The sequence below is a fragment of the Streptomyces sp. NPDC027663 genome (genome assembly GCF_055566415.1).
Genome location: NZ_JBVHSK010000002.1, coordinates 104,513 through 125,322 on the forward strand (window position 1 = coordinate 104,513; position 20,810 = coordinate 125,322).

The window sequence follows — 20,810 nt, forward strand, 5'->3', positions numbered from 1 at the left end:
TCAGCAACGGTCACCGATGCGGGAGACTCGGCCCCCGGGAGGCTCGGTCCCCGTCGGCTTCCCCGTCACCGCCCTCGCCCCGGTCTCCTCCACCATCGCCCCCGCGGGAGTCGCCCTCATGGCCCCCATGCCCCTCATGACTGCCATGTCCCCAGCGCCCACCTTGACTCCCATGACCTTCACGAGCCTCATGCCCGCCCTGCCCGCCATGCCCATCTTGTCCGCCGCCCCGGCGATCGATGAGGTGCTTGACGAGCCGTACGAGTTCGGACGGCTCGAAGGGCTTGGCGAGAAAGGCGTCCACGCCGACATCAAGGCCGGTCTCGACCTCATGTTGCGTGCACGCGCTGATGATGGCGAGGGGAAGGTGATGCGTTCGAGGATCGGCACGGAGGCGGGCGGCGGTGCGCAGCCCGTCCAGTCGGGGCATGACGACATCGAGGGTCACGACGTCGGGCTGCACCTCATGCACCACGTCCAGACACTCGGCACCATCGGCCGCGGTCACGACCTCGAGCCCTTCCAGCTCGAGATTGACCCTGATCAGCTGCCGGATGACCTTGTTGTCGTCCACAACAAGCACCCGGCCCGAAGCGCCTGGCACAAGTCGAGAGTAGGTCCGGCCCAGCCACCGCGTCCGGGTTTTCCCCACTTCCACCCCGTACAGGGGACCCGCACACCCCCGCGCCGGTAATCGAGTTCCTGATCACCCCTCCGGACCTGCTAGTGTTCTACCCGTCGCCGCGAGCGAACAGCTCAGCGCCCGACACGCCCCCGTAGCTCAGGGGATAGAGCAACGGCCTCCGGAGCCGTGTGCGCAGGTTCGAATCCTGCCGGGGGCACCCAACATGAGGTGCCCAAAGACCCCGTCACCAGCGGAAACGCTGGGGCCGGGGTCTTCGCGTATGTGCAGGCACATGCGGCTCGGAGCGGGCGTATGCCGGGGCCTGCGGACTATTTGTGGACAGGATCTTGGGCCATGAGCCCAGGTCAGCCGTAGCAGACGCGAAAGCCCCTGGACGACTCCAGGGGCCGAGCCGGCGCCAGCGGTGTACGGCATCCTTGCGCAGTTAGGCTGGGCACGAAGGGTGCGCCAGTGCCACAGAGGCCAGGGGCATGGATCATCGCGCCCCACTGGGCCTGCTTGTCTGTCGCTATCACCGGCGGACGCTGTAGCCCGCCTCGTCGCACGCAGTCAAAGCCCCCCGGCGAATCGACCCATCGCATGAGCTGCTCTTTCAGAACAAGCTGCCTGGGTCTGCCGAAGAACGGTTGACCTTGACTCCGGTACCTCGTCTGGGGATGCCCCAGCGGACGAGGTAGTTGCGGATCGTTGACGGGCTCACGCCGTACTTGCGGGCCAGCTCGTGGAGGGAGGCATCGGCGTATTCACGTCTCAGTTCTTCCGGGCTGACCAGTCGTTCGAGGCCGAGGCGCTGGCAACGGTCACGCCTCGAAATGCCGGCGCGCTGAAGGGCATCGCGTACCTGGTCGGGGCGCACGCTGAGTTGTTGAGCGATTTCCCTGGTCTCGTAGCGCGCGTAGAGCTGCTCAAGTTCCTGGGCGGGAAGGTCTCGCGCAGCGTTGCGCACCGGTTCCATTTTTCCGGTGATTTCCTTCTGCCCTGCCTGCGCGAGAAGAACTCGTACCTCAGACTGAGGCAAAGCATGCTTCATGGCGAGCGCAGTAACGTTCATGCCCTGACGGTGTTCATGCGCCAGCCGATGCGGCGCGACTGTGCCCTCATCACAGTGGGCGCGGGGCGGAGCGGGTTGCCGAGGACGTGGCAATGAAATCAACCGTGCGGCTGTCTCTAGGGAAACGGCGATACCATCGACGGCGATCCATGCTGGGGCCGCAGTGGTCAAAGTCATGCCCCATTCCAGGCTAACGTCTCCTTGACTTGCCACCTTGTCATCGTATGGCTTTTTGTAAAAGGTATGCCCCTCGACGGCTGAGAGATACTTGCCAGCCTTTTCTGAGTCGGCGAACCCGATGGTCTCCATGTAGGTGCGGGTATCGGCGCCGGAGATGATCAAACGCCAGCTTTCCTTAGCGGCGTAGAGACGCGTCCCGCCGCGCCCGTCAGGCATGGGATGAAGACGGGCCGAATGCCCCTTCCGCACACGTGACCTGACGCCCAGCCAGGCGAACATTCGCTGGATCCGTAGCAGCATGTCCTGGTCCGACTGGGACAACCGGATAGTAACGCCTGCAGTGCTCGGATTACCTTCAACGTGCCCGTCACAGTCAAGCAACGCTTTGAGCAGGCCCGCAAGAAACAGAGGTGAGACGCCCTCTTCGCAGAGCCGTCCCGGCTTCTTCCGCCCTGGCGCCACTCCGTAACTCAGCACCATCTCCAGGCCGGACACAGGCAGCCGATAGCGCCACTTGCCGTGCCCGGGAAGATAAGTCCATCCACTGGCGTCGGACCGGCGGGGAAAGTCTTCTGCGCACCGACTGATGTGCTGTCTGACGCCGTGGGGGCCGTGGGTGTCTCCCCACACGTTCAGGTCGGCTGTCGTACGTGTGAAGTGGCCGTCTCCGATGAGGTGCCCGACGAGATACCCGTCACGTGCATCGCCCTCGCCTAGCCAGTCTGCCAATAGCGGGATACCGAGTCCGACTCGGGTTGCGGGTTCGGCGGCGGCGACTGGTACCAGCGTGGAGGGACTGAACTTGCCCAGCGGGCGAGGCTGGCGGGCCTCAATCCCATGACGACGGCGCGCAGCCTGCGCTTCTGCTGGTCGAACGGCACCGGCAGCCAAGAGTGTGTCCGGCGAAGCCGTCAGGCACAGGCCACCCTCCAGCCGAACTTTACTCATCGGCACCAGACCAGCCGATGACACCTGGACGTCCACAAAGCCAGGGGCATCTGCACGTGCCACGGAAACCGTCTTACCTTCAAGGCGCCACAGCGGATGGGCGCCCAAAGACGTGAGCACCCAGGAACGCTCCGACAGCCAACCCGACATAACGGGCAAGTTGAGATCACCTCTCCCATTGAGAAGCATCCGGACGCACGCTGCCTACCCCACGCACACCGCTGCAGCTCTACTGAAACGCAGCTTCCCACGTACCACTGACAACCCGTCACTGCCCACCGGGCGCCACACGAGGTGCACAAGCAACTGCAGTGGTCATGGAGCAAGTGCAGAAGGCCAGGCAGAACCTTTGGGCGCTGTCACCGATCAGCTACTGCAACGGCTCAGCCCCCAGGCCCAGCTGGGAGCCTGAACCCGGGGGGCACATGAGATCACTCGTACTCGCCCAACAACTCTTCGATCTTGCGGTTGGCGATCTCCTGCCGCCCGTCGATGCACTTGGCGTAGCGGCTCAGCAGAACCTCGACGCTGTTGCCGGCACGTTGAGCCACCTCGGTTGGGTCAACCCGGGAGTTAAGCCATGTCGACAGCGCCGAGTGTCGCAGGTCGTACGGGCGAGCGGCGAGGCGGCAGCGGCCGGTGGGAGTGCCAGGGCGCGAGCCTCCTGCCACACGCGGTAGTACGTGGACGAGCCGACCACTCCCCCGCGCTCGTTCGTGAACAGCCGCCCGTCCTTCGCTGTTCCGAACGTGCCGAGGTGATTTCGGAGAATCGCCACGAGCTGCGGCGGGATCGGCACGGGCCGAACCTCCTCCGGAGCCGTGTGCACAGGTTCGAATGCGACTGGTCCACGTCGCGCTCCTCCAGCGCCTTTGTGATCTTCGCGTTGGCTGCTTTCTCGTGGCCAGCCGCTAGCATCGGCCCATGACGTCACATCAGGCAGATGCCACGTAGGTCCCCGCGCGAGGTGAGGGCCACTGTGCCCGATGGGCAAAGCGATGGTGCGGTGAACACGCTGCTCATCAGCGCGTGTCCTGGGCCGCCAGCGTGTGCTGCCGTTCACACGTACTTCTTCGTCGATGGCCTCGACGTCGTTGCGCGCAGCGATAGCAGAATGGCCGGCCTTGACCCACGCCGACTGCTGCGGCCAGGCGGACCGCTCTATCCGACGGATACGCCGTGCATGGTGGATTTGGCAATCCAGGAGCAGCCCGAGCCAGGGCCGGACGGGCTGACCATCCGGGTCCGGCTCCGGGGCGAGACGGTCATCTGGTCCGACCTGATGTACCCAGGCCTCGATGGCAGGCCCATCGAGGAGGTTCGTTTCCGCCTGGAGCAGTACCTGGGCGAGGTCGAGCGAGCATACGCGGCGTTGAAGGGCCACCCCGTTGGTCAGTAGTTCGGGACGAAGAGGTCGTGCCGGAACCGTGCCAGGTCGTACGGGAAACCACGGGGAATGGCGGGGAACCGGAGGTCCTCTCGTCAAGTCGCACCCCTGCTTCGCCGCAGGTCAGCCCGACAACCGACCTGAAAAGACCCCAGCTTCCCAAGCCGATGGCGCACCGCCGGCCTTGACCTCATCGGCCCGCCCTGATCGGCTGAGTCCATGGCCACGGACCCCAGCGAGTACGAGAAGGCGATGCCGATCGTGGCAGCCCACATGGCGAAGATCGAGCGGGAGGTCGACCGGACCCGAGCCTCGCACGCCGGGCAGCCTATGCGGCAGTCCATCAAGCGCTTGTCGAAGCGCTGTAAGACGAAGCCGCTCAGCGCGTCGTCCCGCAGGTGATCGAGGAGTTGGCGCGACAGATCTCTGAGACCCCGGCGAGCCCCCTTCCTGACATCCACACCTGACATCAACGACGGCAGACAGCAGGAGCCTTGGGCGAAACGTGGCGGCTTCACCCCGCGAGCATCTGAGGTCCCTGAGGCCAGGTGGATCGAACTCCTAAAGCGGGTATCGCAAGCCCGTATTCTGCTGAGAGCTCGGACGGTGCCGCCAGGCCAGGGGAGGCCAGACACTAGCCTTCCGTATCCGGATTCCAAACTCGCAGCTTCGTCCCACGCACCGGAGACCTGCGCAGGTACTCATCCGTGAAGTCTGTCGACTCCTTGACTGAGATGCCATCCGTAGCGACCCACCCTTGGATCAGCTCTCTTCTTGCATCTGCGACGAAGTCGTCGATGCGTGGCAGCAGTTCACTCGCCGACATGTGGGGGTTTTCCTCGATCCACTCAGAGATGCGCTCCCGCCACTGCAGCGCGTACTCCGCTTGGTCTTGGAGGATGTGTCTCCACGTGACGTCTCTCATCATGGACGGAGTGTGGCATCCATGGCTGACATCTACGCGCGAAGGCAGCAATCACCCAGGACGAGAAGCCTCTGTGAGAGCCCTTCCGGGCCGTCCCTGGGCCGTCCGGGATCGCTCGGCAGTGGCCAATGAAGACCAATGACGACCACTCGGGCACGCTGAACGTGGCGCCGACCAGCAATGACCCAGCTGACCAAGATCCCCGGCAAGACCCAGGGCAGGAAGAAGTAGCGTACCGAGCGGTTGGAGCATGTCGTTCGGGTCAGGCCGTGGGCCGGCGGCGAGCGCGGAGCCAGTGGACACCCTTCGCGGCGTAGACGGCGGCCATGAGCGCGAAGTTGGCGAAGGTGAGCCAGAACGCCACTGCGAGACTCAGCAGCAGGCCGCCGAAGAGCAGCAGGGAGCCGACGACGTCCAACAGGTCAAGGCGCGCCTTGAAACGCACCGGCGAGTCGGATCCGCACAGGCGACGGATGACGGGAACGAGGCCGAGGGCCTGCATGACGGCCAGACCGAGAACGATCCAGAGACGAACCAGCCGGGTATGTCCACGGCGCGCACTGTATCGCGCCCCTCGGGACCCTCGAGTGTCTCACTGCGTGATGACGCAACAGACGAACAACGGCGGACAAGCGCGGCCGTCTGCGGATCATCAGAGCAGGTAGGAACCACAGAAGCCCGAAGACTCCGCCCCACCCCAAGTTGCTCCGGGAGGAAGACGTCGTAGCTGAAAGCCAAGCGTCTGGAAAGCGCGACGGCGACATGGCTTTCACGGCTAGGCGGAGTTCTACTGCTCACTCTGCGGGATCAGACCTGCGTGGGCCGCGCACCCGGAATCCGTACAGCGCGGGGCGTCACCCTGGACGGCTGCGAAGCGGTCAGAGCTCAGGTGCGAGCAGAGTCAGGCGAAGCAGCGCAGCGGCAGCCAGAACCGCCGGGGCTGCATACCACCACTTGCGCAGCCACTCGGCCTTGACGAATACCCACGTCAGCGCTGCCGTGATGACCGATAGGACCAAGGGAAGACCGGAGGCGAAGTTCGAATGAGCAACGGTCTCGCTGTCCCAGGGGCCGGCGGGCGTGGCCATGTACGCAAGAAAGGCGGAGTAGGTCGCGAGTAGATGCCCCAGGGTCAGGACGAGACCGCATACGGCAGAGCCGACCCTGGCGCGCACGCCCGGCTTCCGGGCTGTCGGTGCCTGGGAAGTCGAGGGGTGGGCGGAGCGGCTCACCGCAGGGCCTCCCTGGCGTCGTCCAACTTCCGGTCGAAGCCCCGACCATATGCCTGAGCGTTCGGGTCCTGGTAACAGGGGCCGCCGTTGTAGCGGGCGGCAAGCTCCTGCATCTGCTCGCGAGTCATCTGTTCTGGGGGGACATCGGCGAATCCGCTCTCCCCCCTTGAGTTCGGCCAGGTACTCCGAGGCGATGAAGATGTTCTGAGCAGGATCCTTGATCGCGTCAACGACCTGGTCCCGCGGCCCGTCCGTGAGATGGTGCGGGTCACAGCCGAGCACCTCAGCAGCACGGCGTACCTGGATGGACATGGGGCCCATCGACGTCTCGTCGGAGTCCTTGGCGAAGGGCAGGATCTTGCGGCCTTCGTACGCCAGGTCGTCCGCGACTCCGGGATCACCCATGACTTCCTGCCAGGCGATACCGGCGACCATTTCGGGCGGCAGGCCCGCGTCGTGGTCGGCAGCGTTGATGAGCTCCCTGTTTGCTGAGATGTACTCACCGCGCCCATCGTCGGAGTTCGAGGGCAGCCAGTAGTAGTTTCCGTGGCCCTTCGGCAAACCATCGACGCGCCTCTTGATCCGGTACAGCGTTTCGGTGATCAGCACGTCCTCGTCCGCGGTGGGGATGGGCATCTCGTCCACCTTGGGGCCCGAGCCCGGAAGCTGAGCACAGGGTTGTCGCTCGCCTCCCGAGCCTCAGCCTGCAGCGTCCCCAAACTCTTCAGGAATGCCCCGGATCAGCAATGGGGCTCCTGAAGTCGGGGAGGGACCGGTAGGCATCATGGGGCGTCTGCCCTGGTAAAAGCGGTTGCCTCGCCAACGGACACAGCCCGGGCGTGCCAGTCCCGCTCCAGAGCCGCTGCGTCGAATACGCTGCCAAGACGTCCAACCTGACGTCCTTGATACTGCCGCACGGCGGCGGCTCCACGCCGGCCCGAATGGCACAGGCGCCGCATGCAGGAAGGGGTGGGGCATGAGACCCCCAGGCGTGCATCTGCGGGAGATCACCGACGACAACCGGGATGCCGTCCGTGCCCTCCGCGTCAGACGCGACCAGAAGCAGTTCGTCGCCTCCGTGTCCAAGTCGCTCAAGGAGGCGACAAAGAAACCAGAGGCCAATCCTTGGTACCGCGCCGTGTACATCGGCGACGAGCCAGTCGGCTTCGTGATGCTGTCGTGGAAGCCACCGACTGGTCCTTACAAGGGGCGCCACTTCATCTGGCGCCTCCTCGTCGACAAGCGGCACCAGAGGCGAGGGGTCGGCCGAGAGACGCTCACCCAGATCGCAGCCCTGGTTCGCGCGGACGGCGCAACCGAGCTGCTGACCAGCTACGATCCCGGCGAGGGCGAACCATGGCCCTTCTACGAGAAGTTCGGGTTCGAGCCCACCGGGGAGATCGACGACGGGGAGATCGTTCTGCGGCTCGTCTTCCCCGCTCAGTGAGCTTCTTCAGCGTTGCAGCTCCAGTGTGAGGAGCGCCTTGGCGATTGACGTCATGCGGTTGGGGCTGCAGCGGGATCTGCGGAAGATCCGCCAGGACTTCAGGCGGGCGACGCCGCGTTCGACGGGTGCTCGTGCCGCGGCCAGGGCACGGTTGCGGGTCCTGTCGGTGGGAGTGAGTTCCTGGAGGGGCCTGCGCTAGATGCCGGTGGTCAGCCACGGGCCGGCGCCCTGGTAGGCGAGATCGGCCACGATCGGAACGCCCTGGCGTTCGCAGATTCGGATGATCCGGTGGGTGCGTGCGGCGGTCAGGTCGTGAGTGCGGCCCGGCAGGGCGGGCGAGAGCCGTAACAGCCGGCCACCGGGATCGGTGACGACCTGCACGTTCACGCCGTGGCGCCGGTGTTTGTGGGAGTAGTCGGCCCGGCCGTCGCCGACCCGGTCGCACTCGGCGAGGGTGCCGTCGGGTAGGACGAAGTCGGGCTCGTGCTCGCGCAGTGTCTTCAGCAGACCCGGCGCACGCGCGGCGAGCAGGTCGACGACCGCGCTGGTGTAGGCGTGGGCGGTGGACTCGCTGATTCCGAACCCGGTGGCGATCTTCGCCAGAGTGATGTGTTCGCGCAGGTACACCAGTGCCACCATCGCGCGCTGGGACGGCCGGAGCTTGCAGCGCCGGTTGCCCTCAGGGGTGACGATAAGCATGGTGACCCACTCCACGAGTGCATGCGGCAGGTCGAGTGCGGCAGGATGGATGACCAACGAGGCCCCCGAGCAACGAGATTGAGACGTCAGACATCTCGATCAACAGCCCGGGGGCCTCGCTTGTTGCGCTTCACGGCCCATCACCCGATCGGTGGCGACCTCGAAGAAGCTCACTCAGCCATGGGTCGAGGCGCACATCTTCCGGGCGTTCGCAACCTGCAGTACGCCGCGCCTGCACAACCTGCTCCACGAGCGCTTTGGCGTCAGCAGGGAAATGAGGAAGCGCCCTCCCCGGAGGGCATCCGTTCTTCAGGTCCACGAACTCCCAACACTGAGTCGGGGTCACCCCGCAAGTAACTTGGAACACAGCATTTGCTTAGTACGTAAGACACTTACCTGAATGACGAGCGATAATTTCGTACCCTTGACCGCCACCCACGTCCCGGATATCGAACTGTTGATTTGCGGCGGAATCTCGCTGCGGATAGACGACCAGGCCTTGATACTCATCAATTCGCGCCCCGATCACATCGAGCACTACTCCCAGAACTCTGGGAGTAGATGAAGACACCCAGGTGATTAGCCGAGGCCGGCGTAGGCGTGAGCAGGCCGAATGCCACGAGAAGCGCGGCCGCCAGCGAAGCTCGCAGCGTTTTCCATCTTGGGAGAGACCGGTTGTTTCCCATGTGCGTCCACTTCAAGACGTGCTGCTCACAGCCTGCCGGCCGGGCTACGACACCTGGCGGGGACTGCTCGCGCATTGCGGAGGACTCGGGCCCCGACTTCGAAGAGAAAGGCGTGTCGGCTCACTTCGCCTGACGCCGGCTGAACCGTGGAAGCGTGAGGCTGTCTCAGGCTGCACGACGCCGCCCGGCATACGCCCACGTTCCAGTGTGGCTCAAATTGAACAATCCGCATCCCGGGCGCCGCGCGTCGCCGCTGCAGGACGCCAGGCCGAGGTGGAGGAGTGCGGCTCGATCACTTCGGTGCGATACGGGTCTGACCGGCAGGCTGCGGTAGTCCGAGGCGGTGAGCCCTTCGGGCGGCGGGACCGCAGGCCAGCGCCGAGGCGGGTCAGTCCTACCGAGCCTGTCCTTGCCCACCTCGCGAAGGGGTGCTCTGCATTCTTATCGCAGAAGGAAGTGTTCGCGGTACGTCTCCGACGCTGTCGTCGACGTTGCCCGTGGACCTGCGGGAAGGCTTGTCCGGCTACATCCGGTACCGGGAACTATTCACTGTCGCCCGTACGGCGTGGCATCACCAGTCTGGTGCGTGTCTCTCTCATGAAATCCGGCTCGGACCACTCAGGGCGATGGTGGCGTAGCCGGTGGATCTGTCTGCGGGTGCGGGATCGAAGCAGCCAGCCCCAAGGGGTGAGTTCTCTCTTCATGGTCAGGAGGCACATTGCCTGCTCGGGGTCGTTGTCGTACGGGAAGTACGCCCTTCCGGACATCTCCGGGTCTGTGGCAACGGGCGGCGCGGTCCATGCTTGTTTGCGGTGTGGACCGCCGTGGCGGCGGGTCTGGCGGAACAAGTCGGCGTAGGCCTCGCCTACCACGGACGAGTCCATGGCGAGTAGGTTCTGATGCAGGTTGATCTTGGTGAAGACGTCGCTGATCTGCTTAGCCAGGGCGGCTCTGGTCTCCGGGTTTGATCCGGGGCGACATCTGATCAGATAGGGAAGATCCTCGTAGGAATGAATCACTTGGAGCGCCTCGGCGTACATGCGGCTCTTCTGCTCGCGGCGCTTGGCGTGTTGATTGATCCAGTAGCCCAATAATGCAATCAGTGCGGTGATGAGCGCTGTTAGCAGGGCAGCCGTCGACGCAGCATCCATCATCAGTGAGCGCCTGGTATCGGGCGCCTTCCCCCTCATCCGGCCGTCCGAGATTGTGATCCAGCGGTGTCGCGCAACGATACCGCGTGCAGGCGGTACGTCTTCTCTTTGGAAACCCCACGAGGTGAGGGTCGACAAGTCGTCAGCCTGTGCGTAGAGCGCGAACTGGACGGGCCGGGTGGGATGGTCGTTCATCATGGGGTCGCATTTCGACCCGGCAGGTGTAAACAGCAACGGACAGCGCGGCCGCATACGGCCGAGAACTGATGGTCGCGGCACAGAGTGATGCCGGCATTGCCTACGGAGTCGTTGCCGGATGCGGCTTCGGGCATGCGGCTGGGCCGGCCCGGCCGTCGGGCGTCGGACGAGCGGACGAGCGGACGAGCGGACGAGCGGACGAGCGGACGAGCGGCCCATCGGGCGCCACCCGCCGTGGTCCCGGTTCAGTCGCCTGTCGGCGGTGTCCACGCGGCCACCAGGTCCAGCAGGCCGGGGAAACGGGCGTTCAGGTCGGCCACCCGGACGTGGCTGCGGCGCTCCAGGCCGTACTGGCGCTGCCGGGTGATCCCGGCCTCGCGCAGTGCCCGGAAGTGGTGGGTGAGCGAGGACTTGGGACGGTCCAGGCCGAACCAGCCGCAGGTGTGGTCGAACCCCTCTGATTCCAGGAGCAGTTTGCGGACGATCCGCAGTCGCAGCGGGTCACTGAGCGCGCCCAGCACGGTCTCCAGCCGGAGGTCGGCGACAGCCGGCTCGGGCAGGGGGTCGGGCAGGCCGGGCGGTTCCGGTAGCGGGGCGGGCAAGTCGGGGGTTACTGGCTGAGGGGCGGACAGGTCGGGGGGTGCCGGAAGAGGAACGGGCCGGCTGGGAGGTACCGGTGGCGTCTGCCGGCTCGCGGTTCGCTCGGGGTCTGCGGTCCGCCCCGTCTCCTGCGTCCGCTTCATCTCCGCTGTCCGCCCCGTCTTCTGCGGCTGCTTGATCTCCGTGGTCCGCCGCGTCTCTCCGGTTCGCCGGCTCGCCTCAGGCCGCCGAGCCTCCTCGTTTCCTCGCCTGCTCAACTGCGGCTCCTTGTCCCGGACTTCCCGACACAGCAACTAGTACGAGTTCGATCGTACTACGTGTTAAGTTCGGCTCGACTCGTACAAGTACGACTCGACTCGTACTGCTACCTGGGGAGGACTGTGCCATGACGGAGACGACGGCCGCGACCGGTGTCCGTGTCCCTGACGTTCCCGTTCGCCGGGTCTGGCTCGCCGCCTGGCCCGTGACCGCGGTGTTCGTGCTGTCCAACGCGGCCACGCCGCTCTATGTGCTGTGGCAGCAGGAGATGGGGTTCGGCAGCGGCACACTGACCGTCGTATTCGCCTGCTACATCGCGGGGCTGCTCGGCTCCCTGCTGGTGTCCGGCGTCGCCTCGGACCGGCTCGGCCGCAAACCCGTGCTGCTGCCCGCGCTGGGGCTCGCACTGGTGGCCTGCCTGGTCTTCGCGACCGCCGGCGGCGTGGCCGCGCTGATCGTCGCCCGGCTGTGCACCGGCATCGCGGTCGGAGCCGTGGTCTCGGCGGGGATGGCCGCGGTGACGGACGTGGCCGGACCCGCCCGGCGCCCGCTCGCGGCTCTGCTCGCCTCCTGCGCCATGGTGTTCGGTGCGGGCGTGGGGCCGCTGCTCGCGGGCGTGCTGTCCGAGACGCTGCCCGCTCCCACAGTCACCGTGTTCGCGGTGGAGGCGGGGTTGCTGGCCACCGCCGTCGGGGTGGTCCTCCGGATGCCGGTAGGGCGTCCCGTCCGGGCCGGCAGCAACGCAGATGCCATCGCCGGTGCCGGTACCAGTGCTAGCGGCGGCGCCAGTGCCGATGGCGGTACCGGTGCCAGGGCCAGTGCCAGTGCCACTGCCGACGGCGGTACCGGCGCCAGTGCCGACGGCGGTACCGGTGCCGGGGCCAGTGCAGCCGGCGGTACCGGTGCCGGTGGCCGTGCCGGAGCCTGGGTGCGCGTGCCCGGTGTGCCGCGCGGTGCCGGGCGGCAGCTCGCCCTCGGCATCGCCGTGTTCGCGCCCGGCATCACCGCCACGTCCTTCGTGCTGTCGCTCGGCCCCTCGCTGCTGTCGGGTCTGCTGGGCACCGGGAGTCGGATCGTCTCCGGCGCGCTGGCCTTCGCCATGTTCCTCGGTGCCACGGCCGTGCAGTTCGCGGTACGACGGCTGCACCGGCGTACGGTCCTGGTCGCCGGTGCCGGCGCCACCGCCCTCGGTATGTTCGCGCTCGTCATCGCCGTACACGCCGGGTCGGTCCCGGCGCTGGCCGCCGCCGCGCTGCTGGCCGGGGCGGGGCAGGGCATGGGTCAGCTGGGCGGTCTCTCGCTGCTGAACTCGACGGTGCCGGGGGACCGGCTCGCCGAGGCCAACGCGGCCCTCAGTGTGGGCGGTTACCTTCCCGCCGGTCTTCTGCCTGTCACCGCCGGCTATCTCGGCGACGCCGTCGGGCTGACGGGGGCCACGACAGCCTTCGGCACGGCGCTGGCGGTCCTGGCCGTCGTCGGGGGTGGGCTGGCGCTGGTCGCGGGGAAGGGGTGGGTGCCGGAGGAGGCGGCGCGGTGACGTCCGCCGTGGGGTGGCAGGGGCGGGGGTGAGGCCGGCTGCCGGCGGGTTGCGGGAGTGAGGGCTGACCGTCACTCGGCCACGGGAGCGAAGACCGGCCGGCAGCCGGCCACGGGTGTTGGTGCGGGGGTGGTGGGGGGTGGTGGGGGGTGGGGGGTGGGGGCCAGGCTGTCGGTGGCGGGGCGGTCGGTGGTCGGCGTGTTCGGACGCCGCGCCCTCGAGCCGACCGCTCGCCGCACCCTCGAGCCGACCGCTCGCCGCACCCTCAGGCCGACCGTTCGCCGCACCCTCGAGCCGACCGTTCGCCGCACCCTCGAGCCGACCGTTCGCCGCGCCCTCAGGCCGACCGTTCGCCGCACCCTCAAGCCGACCGCTCGCCGCACCCTCAAGCCGACCGCTCGCCGCACCCTCGAGCCGACCGCTCGCCGCGCCCTCAGGCCGACCGCTCGCCGCACCCTCGAGCCGACCGTTCGCCGCACCCTCAGGCCGACCGCTTGCGCGACGCGGTCTTCTTCGCGGCCGTCTTCTTCGCCGCGCTCTTCGCCGTGCTCTTCGTCGAAGCCGTGCCTTTCGGCGTGGCCGTGCTCTTCGTCGCTGTGCTCTTCGCCGCCGCCTTCTTCGTCCCCTCCCCCGCCGCCGCCTTGGACGTCGACTTGCGCGCGGGTGCGGCCTTCTTCGCCGCGGCCGTCTTCTTCGTGGCGAACGTCGACTTCTTGGAACCGGTCTCCTTCGGTGCGGCCCGGCCCCGCCGCAGGTGTCTGACCTCGGCCTCGGACGCGGCCTCGGACTCGGACCCGGCCGCGGCGCCGGCGGTCTCCCGTGATTCCCGCGCCGCGCGCACGCTGTTCTCCAGCGCGGCCATCAGGTCCAGCACCTTGCCGCCGGCGGCCGGCTCGGGTGCCTCCGGTGGGGCCTCGCCGGAGGCCTTGGCCGCGATGACCTCCTCCAGTGCCTCGCGGTACTCGTCGTGCAGGTCCTCCAGGTCGACCTCGCCGAGGGTGTCCATGAGCGCGTCCGCGAGGTCGAGTTCCTTGTCGCGGATGGTGACGGAGGTGTCCGGAGCGACGCCCTCGGGAGCCCGTACCTCGTCCGGCCACAGCAGTCCGTGCATGGCGATGGCCTCGCCGACCACGCGCAGCATGCCGAGCCTTTCCCGGCCGCGCAGCGCGTATTTGGTGATGGCGACCTTGTTGCTGCGTTTGAGGGCCTCGCGCAGGAGGGTGTACGGCTTGGCCGCGGGGGCTCCGCCGGCCGCGAGGTAGTACGCGGCATCCATCTGAAGGGGATCGATCCGGTCGGCCGGCACGAAGGCCACGATCTCGATGGTGCGGGCGGTGGGGATGGGCAGGTGGGAGAGGTCCTCGTCGGTGATCGGGATGATCGAGCCGTCGGCATCCTCGTAGGCCTTGCCGATCTCGGCCTGGGTGACCTCGCGTTCCTCCAGTTCGCACACCTTGCGGTAGCGGATGCGGCCGTTGTCCTCGGTGTGGATCTGGCGGAAGGAGATGGCGTGGCTCTCCGTGGCGTTGACCAGCTTGATCGGGATGCTGACGAGACCGAAGGAGATGGCGCCGTTCCATATCGATCGCACGTGCCGCACCCTTCCTTTGCCGTTTTTTCCGCTTTGTCTGGGATTGTCATCCTATGACGCCTATCACAGAGGTGGAGGGGCGCCGGGTCGCGCTGAGCAACCTGGAGAAGGTGCTGTATCCCGAGAGCGGCTTCACCAAGGGTGAGCTGCTGCACTACTACGCGACCACCGCCGAGGCCCTGCTGCCGCATCTGCGGGATCGTGCCGTGTCCTTCCTGCGGTATCCGGACGGCCCGGACGGGCAGCTGTTCTTCGCCAAGAACGTGCCCCCGGGTACGCCCGAGTGGGTCACGACCGCCGAGGTGCCGCGCTCGTCGGCGGACAGTCCGGCCCGGATGGTGGTGGTGCAGGATCTGCCGAGCCTGGTGTGGGCGGCGAATCTGGTCACCGAGTTCCATACGCACCAGTGGCGGGTGCAGAGCCCCGAGGAGGCCGACCGGCTGGTGTTCGACCTCGATCCGGGTCCACCGGCGGACGTCGTGCACTGCTGCGAGGTCGCCCTGTGGCTGCGGGAGCGGCTTGCGGCGGACGGGATCGAGGCGTACCCGAAGACGGCCGGGTCGAAGGGGCTGCATCTGCTGGCGGCGGTGCACGGCAGTTCGTCCGAACGTACGTCCGAGTATGCGAAGGCGCTCGCGGTGGAGGCCGAGCGGGCGATGCCCCGGCTGGTGGTGCACCGGATGACGAAGAGCCTCAGGCCCGGGAAGGTGTTCGTCGACTGGAGCCAGAACGCGGCCCGCAAGACCACGGCCACCCCGTACACGCTCCGCGCGCGCCGGGCGCCGCTGGTTTCCGCGCCGGTGACCTGGGAGGAGGTCGCCGACTGCCGGAGCCCCGGGCAGCTGGCGTTCCAGGCCGAGGACATCGCCCCGCGCCTGCAGGACCACGGGGATCTGCTGGCCCCGTTGCTGGACCCGGGGTCGGCGGCTCCGCTGCCGTGACCTCGGGCCACCCGCACCACGGCTCCCCTTGACCTCGGACCGCCCCCGCCCCGGCTGCCGCGACCGTGTCGGCGCCCCCCGCCCGGTCCGGTTCCGCCAGCCCCTCCCCCACGTGTCCCGGCCCGGTTCCGCTAGCCCTCCCCCGCGCGTCCCGGCCCGGTTCCGCTAGACCCTCCCCCACGTGTTCCGGTCCCGCGCCATCCCGTGCAGTGCCTCCACGTCGGCCGGCTTGAGCACACCGCCCAGCCGGGCCAGCGCCGTCAGCTCGGTGTCCTGCAGGATCCGTACGCCGCGCGGTTCCGCGGTCACGGTCACCTCGGCCGGGCCGGCCAGCGCCAGCACCGGGCCGACCTCGGCGGTCAGTGCGTAGGAGGCACGGTCGGCGTCGGCGCGCAGCCGGCGCAGCAGTGGCTCGGCCTCGCGGCGGCCCACGGTGACCATGGGGTCGGCGACCAGGACCCGGGATTTACGGACGTACAGGGCGTGCACGGCGAACAGGCCGCCGGGGCCGATCACCAGGTGGTGGATGCGGGCGCCGCCGGGCAGCGGGACGGAGTGCAGGGTGTGCCAGCCGGCGCCCTCCAGGCCGTCCAGCACCCGGCCGACGGTCTGCTCGGCGGTCAGGGCGCGGCGGCGCGGGTCGGGGCGCAGCCGGTGGGCGGGGCCGGGGTCGCGGTCGAGGGCGACGAGCAGGGCCTCGCCGGGGCGGTTGGGGGCGAGGTCGTCGTCCGGGTGCAGGGTCAGCCGGGCGAGTTCCGCCGGGGTCGGGACCGGGGGCGGGCCCACGGTGACCGGGCCGGTCAGGAAGGGTTGGAGGGCGTGCAGCACCGCGTCCCTGCCGTCCTCGCCGAGCAGGTTGACCCGGCCTGTCTCACGGTCGTACCAGGCGACATTGCTTCCGTCCTCGCGGCAGACGTACAGCCGCTCCCGGCCGTGCCGGAAGGCCGGCACCACGCGCAGTCCGCTCATGCGCCATCACCCCTCGACCATGGGAACAGGCGGGGTGCTGTCGGGGCAAGACCGGTTACCTTTGATGACGGCCCTGCGAGGGGGAGTTGGGGAGGCGCCGGTGCGGACCCGCGGAAAGCAGCCCGAGGTACCGGCTCCGGAGAGCCCGTGGAACGAGATCGTGCCCGGTCTGTGGATGGGCGGTCATGAGTTCCGGGGCCGTTCCGGGCGGCTGGAGGTCGCCGTCGTACGTGACGAGTTCGATCTGGTGCAGTCCCTGCTGCGGCTGCCGGGGTACGGGCCGGACGCGGGCGTGGAGCACCATGTGTGGCCCGTACCGGACGGCCCGCTGGACGGGACGCAGCTGGCGGGGGTGATCCGGCTGGCGCGGGCGGCGGACGAGGCGCTGGATGCCGGCCGCCGGGTGCTCGTGCGCTGCTACCACGGGTACAACCGCTCGGGGCTGGTGATCGCGCACGCCCTGGTCCGGCGGGGTGAGTCGGCGGAGGGGGCGATCCGGCTGATCAGGGCCCGGCGCTCGGCGTGGGCGCTGCACAACGAACTGTTCGTGGAGTATCTGCGGGCGGGCCTGTCGACCGTGCGGCTGCTGGAGGAGCTGGCCGAGTAGCCTCTGTCGCAGCACCGGGCCCGGTACGCAAAGCAGACTTACCTCAGATTCTGGGCTTACCCCAGGATCCGGACTTGGCTCAGATTCTGGATCTACCTCAGGATTTGGGCTTACCTCAGAAATATGATCACACTTCCCCGCGAACTCACGATTAAGGTGTACGGGGCCCGCCCGACCCCGACCCCAGGAGCACCGTGCCTGCCCGTCGCCCCGTGCGCACCGCCCTCGCCGTGGCCGCCGTCGCCCTCTCGGCGGCGACGCTGGCGGCCTGCGGCGACACCGGCGCGCTGCTCAGCGCCGGGCCGACCCAGACCGCCGTGAGCCCGGCGAAGCTGTGGCCGGACCTGCGTCCGGCGTCCAGTCCGGCCTTCCCGTACGCCGTGTCGACCAGGGAGACCGTGAAGGGGATCACGGTTCCCGGCGACGACCTGCGGAAGGTGGACCCGGTGGACGTCGTCGAGGCGGAGCTGAAGGCGCACCCGGACGAGTACGGGGCCAAGGGGGCGTACCACGGGACCGCGGGCCGGATGCGGGAGTGCGGTCCGGACGGGGGCGGGACCCGGTGTCCGCTGCTGAAGCCGTACTACCGGGACCTCACGGGGGACGGCCGGGCGGACCTCACGCTCGGCTTCCGGCTGTACCCGACGAATCAGACGGCGGTGCGGGTCTACACGGTCGAGCGGCACAGGCTGGTGCAGGTGCTGGCCGACAACGACGCGATCATCGGGGTGGAGCTGGCGGGCCGGGCGCTGATCGAACGGTCGCCGGCCGACATCTCCGGCTACGAGTACCGCACCACCTGGGTGTGGGATCCCGGTCAGCGCGCGATGGTGTTCTCGCGCGACGAGTACCTGCACGTCGGCGACGGCCGGACCGGCAGGAAGTCCTCCCCGTCGGCCACGTCCTCCGAGAGCCCGTGATGAGGCTCGCGCTGCCGCCCTGGGCCGGCGCCCTCGCCGTCAAGGCCGCCGCGTTCATCACGGTGATGTGCTGTGCGCTGGCGGCGCTGCTGGGCGTGCTCGTGCACGTCTCGGTGACCGACCAGACCGTCGGCCAGGCCCGTGACCTGGCCCTGTCCCGGCTCGAGGACGCCACCGAGGCGTACGAGGCCGGGGACACCCTGCCGCCGGGCGCCGGGGTGGACCCCGCGGGCCTGCCGGCGCCGCTGCGGGCGCTGGCGGTGGCCGGGCAGCGCGGCACGACGGTCGCCACGCACCGGGGGCGTCCGGCCATGTGGGCGGCGGGCCCGGTGGCCGGGCACCGGGCGCTCGCCGTGGAGGTCGACTACTCGCAGCAGTCCGGCACCATCGCCGGTCTCGACCAGTCGATCCTGTGGTCGTCGGGGCTCGCGATCGGGGCGACCGTGCTGGTCGGCGCGTTCGCGGTGACCCGGGTGACGCGGCGGCTGCACGGCACCGCGCGGGTGGCCCGCCGGATCAGCGCGGGCGACCTGGACGCCCGGGTGAACGACCCGCGCACGAAGGACCCGACCCGCCCGCAGGACGAGGTCGCCGCGGTGGCCGTCGCGCTGGACACGATGGCCGCCACGCTGCAGAGCAAGCTGCTGAGCGAGCAGCGGTTCACCGCGGACGTCGCGCACGAGCTGCGCACTCCGCTGACCGGGCTGCACGCGGCGGCCGAGCTGCTGCCGCCGGGCCGGCCGACGGAGCTGGTGCGGGACCGGGTGGCGGCGCTGCGCACGCTCACCGAGGACCTGCTGGAGATCTCCCGGCTGGACACCGGGCGGGAGAAGCTGGAGGCCGACACCGAGGAGCTGGGTGCGCTGGCCGCGCGGGTGGTGCGGGCGTCCGGCACGGAGACCGGGGTGCGGATCCTGCGGGACACGCGGGTGGAGACCGACCGGCGGCGGCTGGAGCGGGTGCTGGGGAACCTGGTGGCCAACGCGCACAAGCACGGGGCACCTCCGGTGGTGTTGACCGTGGACGGACCTGTGGTGACCGTCCGGGATCACGGGGGCGGGTATCCGGAGTACCTCATCGCGCACGGGCCGCAGCGGTTCCGTACGGAGGGCGGGGCCACGGGGCACGGGCTCGGGTTGACCATCGCGCTGGGGCAGGCGGAGGTGCTGGGGGCGCGGCTTTCGTTCGCCAACGCGGTGGGCGGGGGCGCGGTTGCGACGTTGACGTTGCCCGTGGCCGAGTAGCGCCCGGGGCCACGGGTGGTGTGCGGGCTCCCCGTCGTGTGTGGCTGAGCGCGCGGTTCCCCGCGCCCGCCGGGGGCGCGCCCGGCCTACGAACATCGGACACGAGACGCCCTGTTTGGGTAGGTTCCGGGCATGACGAAGGCCGGAACCACCCTGGCGGCGGCCCCTGCTCCCGCGCGCGCCGTACGCCTCCCCCGGCGCCGGGGCATCGAACTCTCCCTGCTCGTGCTGGCCGTCCTGCTGTCCGTGTACGGCTACTGCGCGGTGGGGCTGGCCCGGACCGGCACCGTCCCGCCGGGCGCCGTCGGTTACGGTGCCGGCCTCGGTGTGCTGGCGCTGTTCGCCCACATCGCGGTCCGGATCCGGGCGCCGTACGCCGATCCGCTGCCGCTGCCCATCGGGGTGCTGCTCAACGGGCTCGGGCTGGTGCTGATCTACCGGCTGGACCTGGAGACGCCGGGCGACCGGGCGGCCCCCGCCCAGCTGGTGTGGTCGACCCTCGGCGTGGGTCTGTTCATCGGGGTCGTGCTGGTGCTGCGCGACCACCGGGTGCTCCAGCGGTACTCGTACGTGTGCGTGGTGGCCGCTCTCGTCCTGCTGTTGCTGCCGATCCTGTTCCCGGCGGTCAACGGTGCCCGGATCTGGATCCGGGTCGCCGGATTCTCCATCCAGCCGGGCGAGTTCGCGAAGGTGCTGCTCGCCGTCTTCTTCGCCGCCTATCTGGCCGCCAACCGCAGCGCGCTCGCCTACACCGGCCGGCGGCTGTGGCGGCTGCAGTTTCCGACCGGGCGGGTGCTCGGGCCGATCCTGACGATCTGGCTGCTGAGCGTGGGTGTGCTCGTGCTGGAGCGGGACCTCGGGACCTCGCTGCTGTTCTTCGGGCTGTTCGTGGTGCTGTTGTACGTGGCGACGGGGCGCACCGGCTGGATCGCGGTCGGGCTGGTCCTCGCCGTGCTCGGCGCCTACGCCGTCGGGCGGTTGGAGCCGCATGTGGGCGGGCGGATCGAGGACTGGCTGCACCCGTTCGCCACCATCGAGGCCGGGCTCGGCCCCAACCAGCTGTCCCAGTCGCTGTTCGCGTTCGCCGCCGGCGGGGTCCTCGGCACCGGGCTCGGTCTCGGCCACTCGGTGCTGATCGGCTTCGCCGCCAAGTCGGACTTCATCCTGGCGACGGCCGGGGAGGAGCTGGGCCTCGCGGGCCTCGCGGCGATCGTGCTGCTGTACGCCCTGCTGGTGGAGCGCGGCTACCGGGCGGGCCTCGCACTTCGGGAGCCGTTCGGCCGGCTCCTGGCGGTCGGGCTGGCCTCGATCGTGGCGCTGCAGGTCTTCGTGATCGCGGGCGGGGTCACCGGCCTGATCCCGCTGACCGGCATGGCGATGCCGTTCCTCGCCCAGGGCGGCTCCTCGGTGGTCACCAACTGGGCGATCGTGGCGCTGCTGATCCGGGTCAGCGACTCGGCACGCAGCCAGTACGACGGCCGGGTGGCACCGTGACCGGGTACGACGGCCGGGAGGCACCATGACCGGGTGTGAGGGCCGGAAGGCCGTGCCCGAGTACGACGGCCCGGAAGGCACCGTGACCGGGTACGACGG

At 68.9% G+C, this 20,810-nt stretch carries 16 protein-coding genes, 1 tRNA gene and 3 pseudogenes; 9 read left to right on the forward strand and 11 right to left on the reverse strand.

The features are described from left to right. Positions 1-157: 157 nt before the first annotated feature. Positions 158-658: pseudogene (locus ACZ4SF_RS05340) on the reverse strand (response regulator); the annotation flags it as partial. Between the two features lie 112 nt (positions 659-770). Here ACZ4SF_RS05340 and ACZ4SF_RS05345 point away from each other — a divergent pair. Then, a tRNA-Arg gene (locus tag ACZ4SF_RS05345) sits at positions 771-842 on the forward strand. A 396-nt stretch (positions 843-1,238) separates the two neighbouring features. Here ACZ4SF_RS05345 and ACZ4SF_RS05350 read toward each other — a convergent pair. Continuing rightward, the gene (locus tag ACZ4SF_RS05350) at positions 1,239-2,975 is read right to left on the reverse strand and encodes an LAGLIDADG family homing endonuclease (protein WP_468378547.1); all 1,737 of its coding nucleotides are present in this window, start codon (positions 2,973-2,975) and stop codon (positions 1,239-1,241) included. 281 nt (positions 2,976-3,256) lie between these two features. Next, a pseudogene (locus ACZ4SF_RS05355) lies at positions 3,257-3,639 on the reverse strand (tyrosine-type recombinase/integrase); the annotation flags it as partial. 192 nt (positions 3,640-3,831) lie between these two features. Here ACZ4SF_RS05355 and ACZ4SF_RS05360 point away from each other — a divergent pair. Next, positions 3,832-4,224 carry a hypothetical protein gene (locus ACZ4SF_RS05360; protein ID WP_468378550.1) on the forward strand — a complete coding sequence of 131 codons (393 nt, stop codon included), beginning with the start codon at positions 3,832-3,834 and terminating at the stop codon, positions 4,222-4,224. Positions 4,225-4,846: 622 nt separating this feature from the next. On the opposite strand, the gene ACZ4SF_RS05365 is transcribed toward ACZ4SF_RS05360, so the two are convergent. The 3 genes from ACZ4SF_RS05365 to ACZ4SF_RS05375 all read right to left on the reverse strand — a co-directional run bounded on the left by ACZ4SF_RS05365 (position 4,847) and on the right by ACZ4SF_RS05375 (position 7,005). Continuing rightward, complete coding sequence (locus ACZ4SF_RS05365) at positions 4,847-5,140, reverse strand: hypothetical protein (protein WP_468378553.1); 294 nt, start codon at positions 5,138-5,140, stop codon at positions 4,847-4,849. 259 nt (positions 5,141-5,399) lie between these two features. Beyond that, positions 5,400-5,639: a hypothetical protein gene (locus tag ACZ4SF_RS05370; protein WP_468378556.1), complete on the reverse strand. Its 240-nt coding sequence runs from the start codon at positions 5,637-5,639 to the stop codon at positions 5,400-5,402. Between the two features lie 376 nt (positions 5,640-6,015). Continuing rightward, positions 6,016-7,005, reverse strand: coding sequence for a hypothetical protein (locus ACZ4SF_RS05375; protein WP_468378559.1), 990 nt, complete (start codon positions 7,003-7,005; stop codon positions 6,016-6,018). A 340-nt stretch (positions 7,006-7,345) separates the two neighbouring features. Here ACZ4SF_RS05375 and ACZ4SF_RS05380 point away from each other — a divergent pair, with 340 nt between their 5' ends. Further along, positions 7,346-7,816, forward strand: a complete 471-nt coding sequence (locus ACZ4SF_RS05380) for a GNAT family N-acetyltransferase (RefSeq protein ID WP_468378562.1) — start codon at positions 7,346-7,348, stop codon at positions 7,814-7,816. Between the two features lie 6 nt (positions 7,817-7,822). Here the strand turns inward: ACZ4SF_RS05380 and ACZ4SF_RS05385 are convergent. From ACZ4SF_RS05385 to ACZ4SF_RS05395, 3 genes and pseudogenes are all read right to left on the reverse strand, one after another. Next, positions 7,823-8,572, reverse strand: a pseudogene (locus ACZ4SF_RS05385) (transposase). A 1,171-nt stretch (positions 8,573-9,743) separates the two neighbouring features. Further along, positions 9,744-10,550 carry a hypothetical protein gene (locus tag ACZ4SF_RS05390; protein ID WP_468378564.1) on the reverse strand — a complete coding sequence of 269 codons (807 nt, stop codon included), beginning with the start codon at positions 10,548-10,550 and terminating at the stop codon, positions 9,744-9,746. Positions 10,551-10,795: 245 nt separating this feature from the next. Next, positions 10,796-11,152 carry an ArsR/SmtB family transcription factor gene (locus ACZ4SF_RS05395; protein WP_468378567.1) on the reverse strand — a complete coding sequence of 119 codons (357 nt, stop codon included), beginning with the start codon at positions 11,150-11,152 and terminating at the stop codon, positions 10,796-10,798. A gap of 383 nt (positions 11,153-11,535) precedes the next feature. Here ACZ4SF_RS05395 and ACZ4SF_RS05400 point away from each other — a divergent pair, with 383 nt between their 5' ends. Continuing rightward, positions 11,536-12,945, forward strand: a complete 1,410-nt coding sequence (locus ACZ4SF_RS05400; RefSeq protein WP_468378568.1) for an MFS transporter — start codon at positions 11,536-11,538, stop codon at positions 12,943-12,945. A 481-nt stretch (positions 12,946-13,426) separates the two neighbouring features. On the opposite strand, the gene ku is transcribed toward ACZ4SF_RS05400, so the two are convergent. Continuing rightward, positions 13,427-14,536 carry a non-homologous end joining protein Ku gene (gene ku, locus ACZ4SF_RS05405; protein ID WP_468378571.1) on the reverse strand — a complete coding sequence of 370 codons (1,110 nt, stop codon included), beginning with the start codon at positions 14,534-14,536 and terminating at the stop codon, positions 13,427-13,429. Between the two features lie 53 nt (positions 14,537-14,589). On the opposite strand from ku, the gene ligD reads away from it, so the two are divergent. Next, a complete protein-coding gene (ligD, locus tag ACZ4SF_RS05410; protein WP_468378574.1) occupies positions 14,590-15,477 on the forward strand; it encodes a non-homologous end-joining DNA ligase in 888 nt (295 codons plus the stop codon). Between the two features lie 165 nt (positions 15,478-15,642). On the opposite strand, the gene ACZ4SF_RS05415 is transcribed toward ligD, so the two are convergent. Beyond that, positions 15,643-16,446, reverse strand: a complete 804-nt coding sequence (locus tag ACZ4SF_RS05415; RefSeq protein WP_468378576.1) for a nuclease-related domain-containing protein — start codon at positions 16,444-16,446, stop codon at positions 15,643-15,645. A gap of 100 nt (positions 16,447-16,546) precedes the next feature. On the opposite strand from ACZ4SF_RS05415, the gene ACZ4SF_RS05420 reads away from it, so the two are divergent. The 4 genes from ACZ4SF_RS05420 (at position 16,547) to ACZ4SF_RS05435 (ending at position 20,711) form a co-directional block, all read left to right on the forward strand. Further along, positions 16,547-17,053, forward strand: a complete 507-nt coding sequence (locus ACZ4SF_RS05420) for a protein-tyrosine phosphatase family protein (RefSeq protein ID WP_468378579.1) — start codon at positions 16,547-16,549, stop codon at positions 17,051-17,053. A gap of 194 nt (positions 17,054-17,247) precedes the next feature. Then, complete coding sequence (locus ACZ4SF_RS05425) at positions 17,248-17,973, forward strand: hypothetical protein (protein WP_468378581.1); 726 nt, start codon at positions 17,248-17,250, stop codon at positions 17,971-17,973. After that, complete coding sequence (locus ACZ4SF_RS05430) at positions 17,973-19,217, forward strand: ATP-binding protein (RefSeq protein ID WP_468378583.1); 1,245 nt, start codon at positions 17,973-17,975, stop codon at positions 19,215-19,217. The genes ACZ4SF_RS05425 and ACZ4SF_RS05430 overlap by 1 nt, the downstream gene beginning before the upstream one ends. Before the next feature lie 132 nt (positions 19,218-19,349). Then, complete coding sequence (locus ACZ4SF_RS05435) at positions 19,350-20,711, forward strand: FtsW/RodA/SpoVE family cell cycle protein (protein ID WP_468378586.1); 1,362 nt, start codon at positions 19,350-19,352, stop codon at positions 20,709-20,711. Positions 20,712-20,810: the final 99 nt, after the last annotated feature.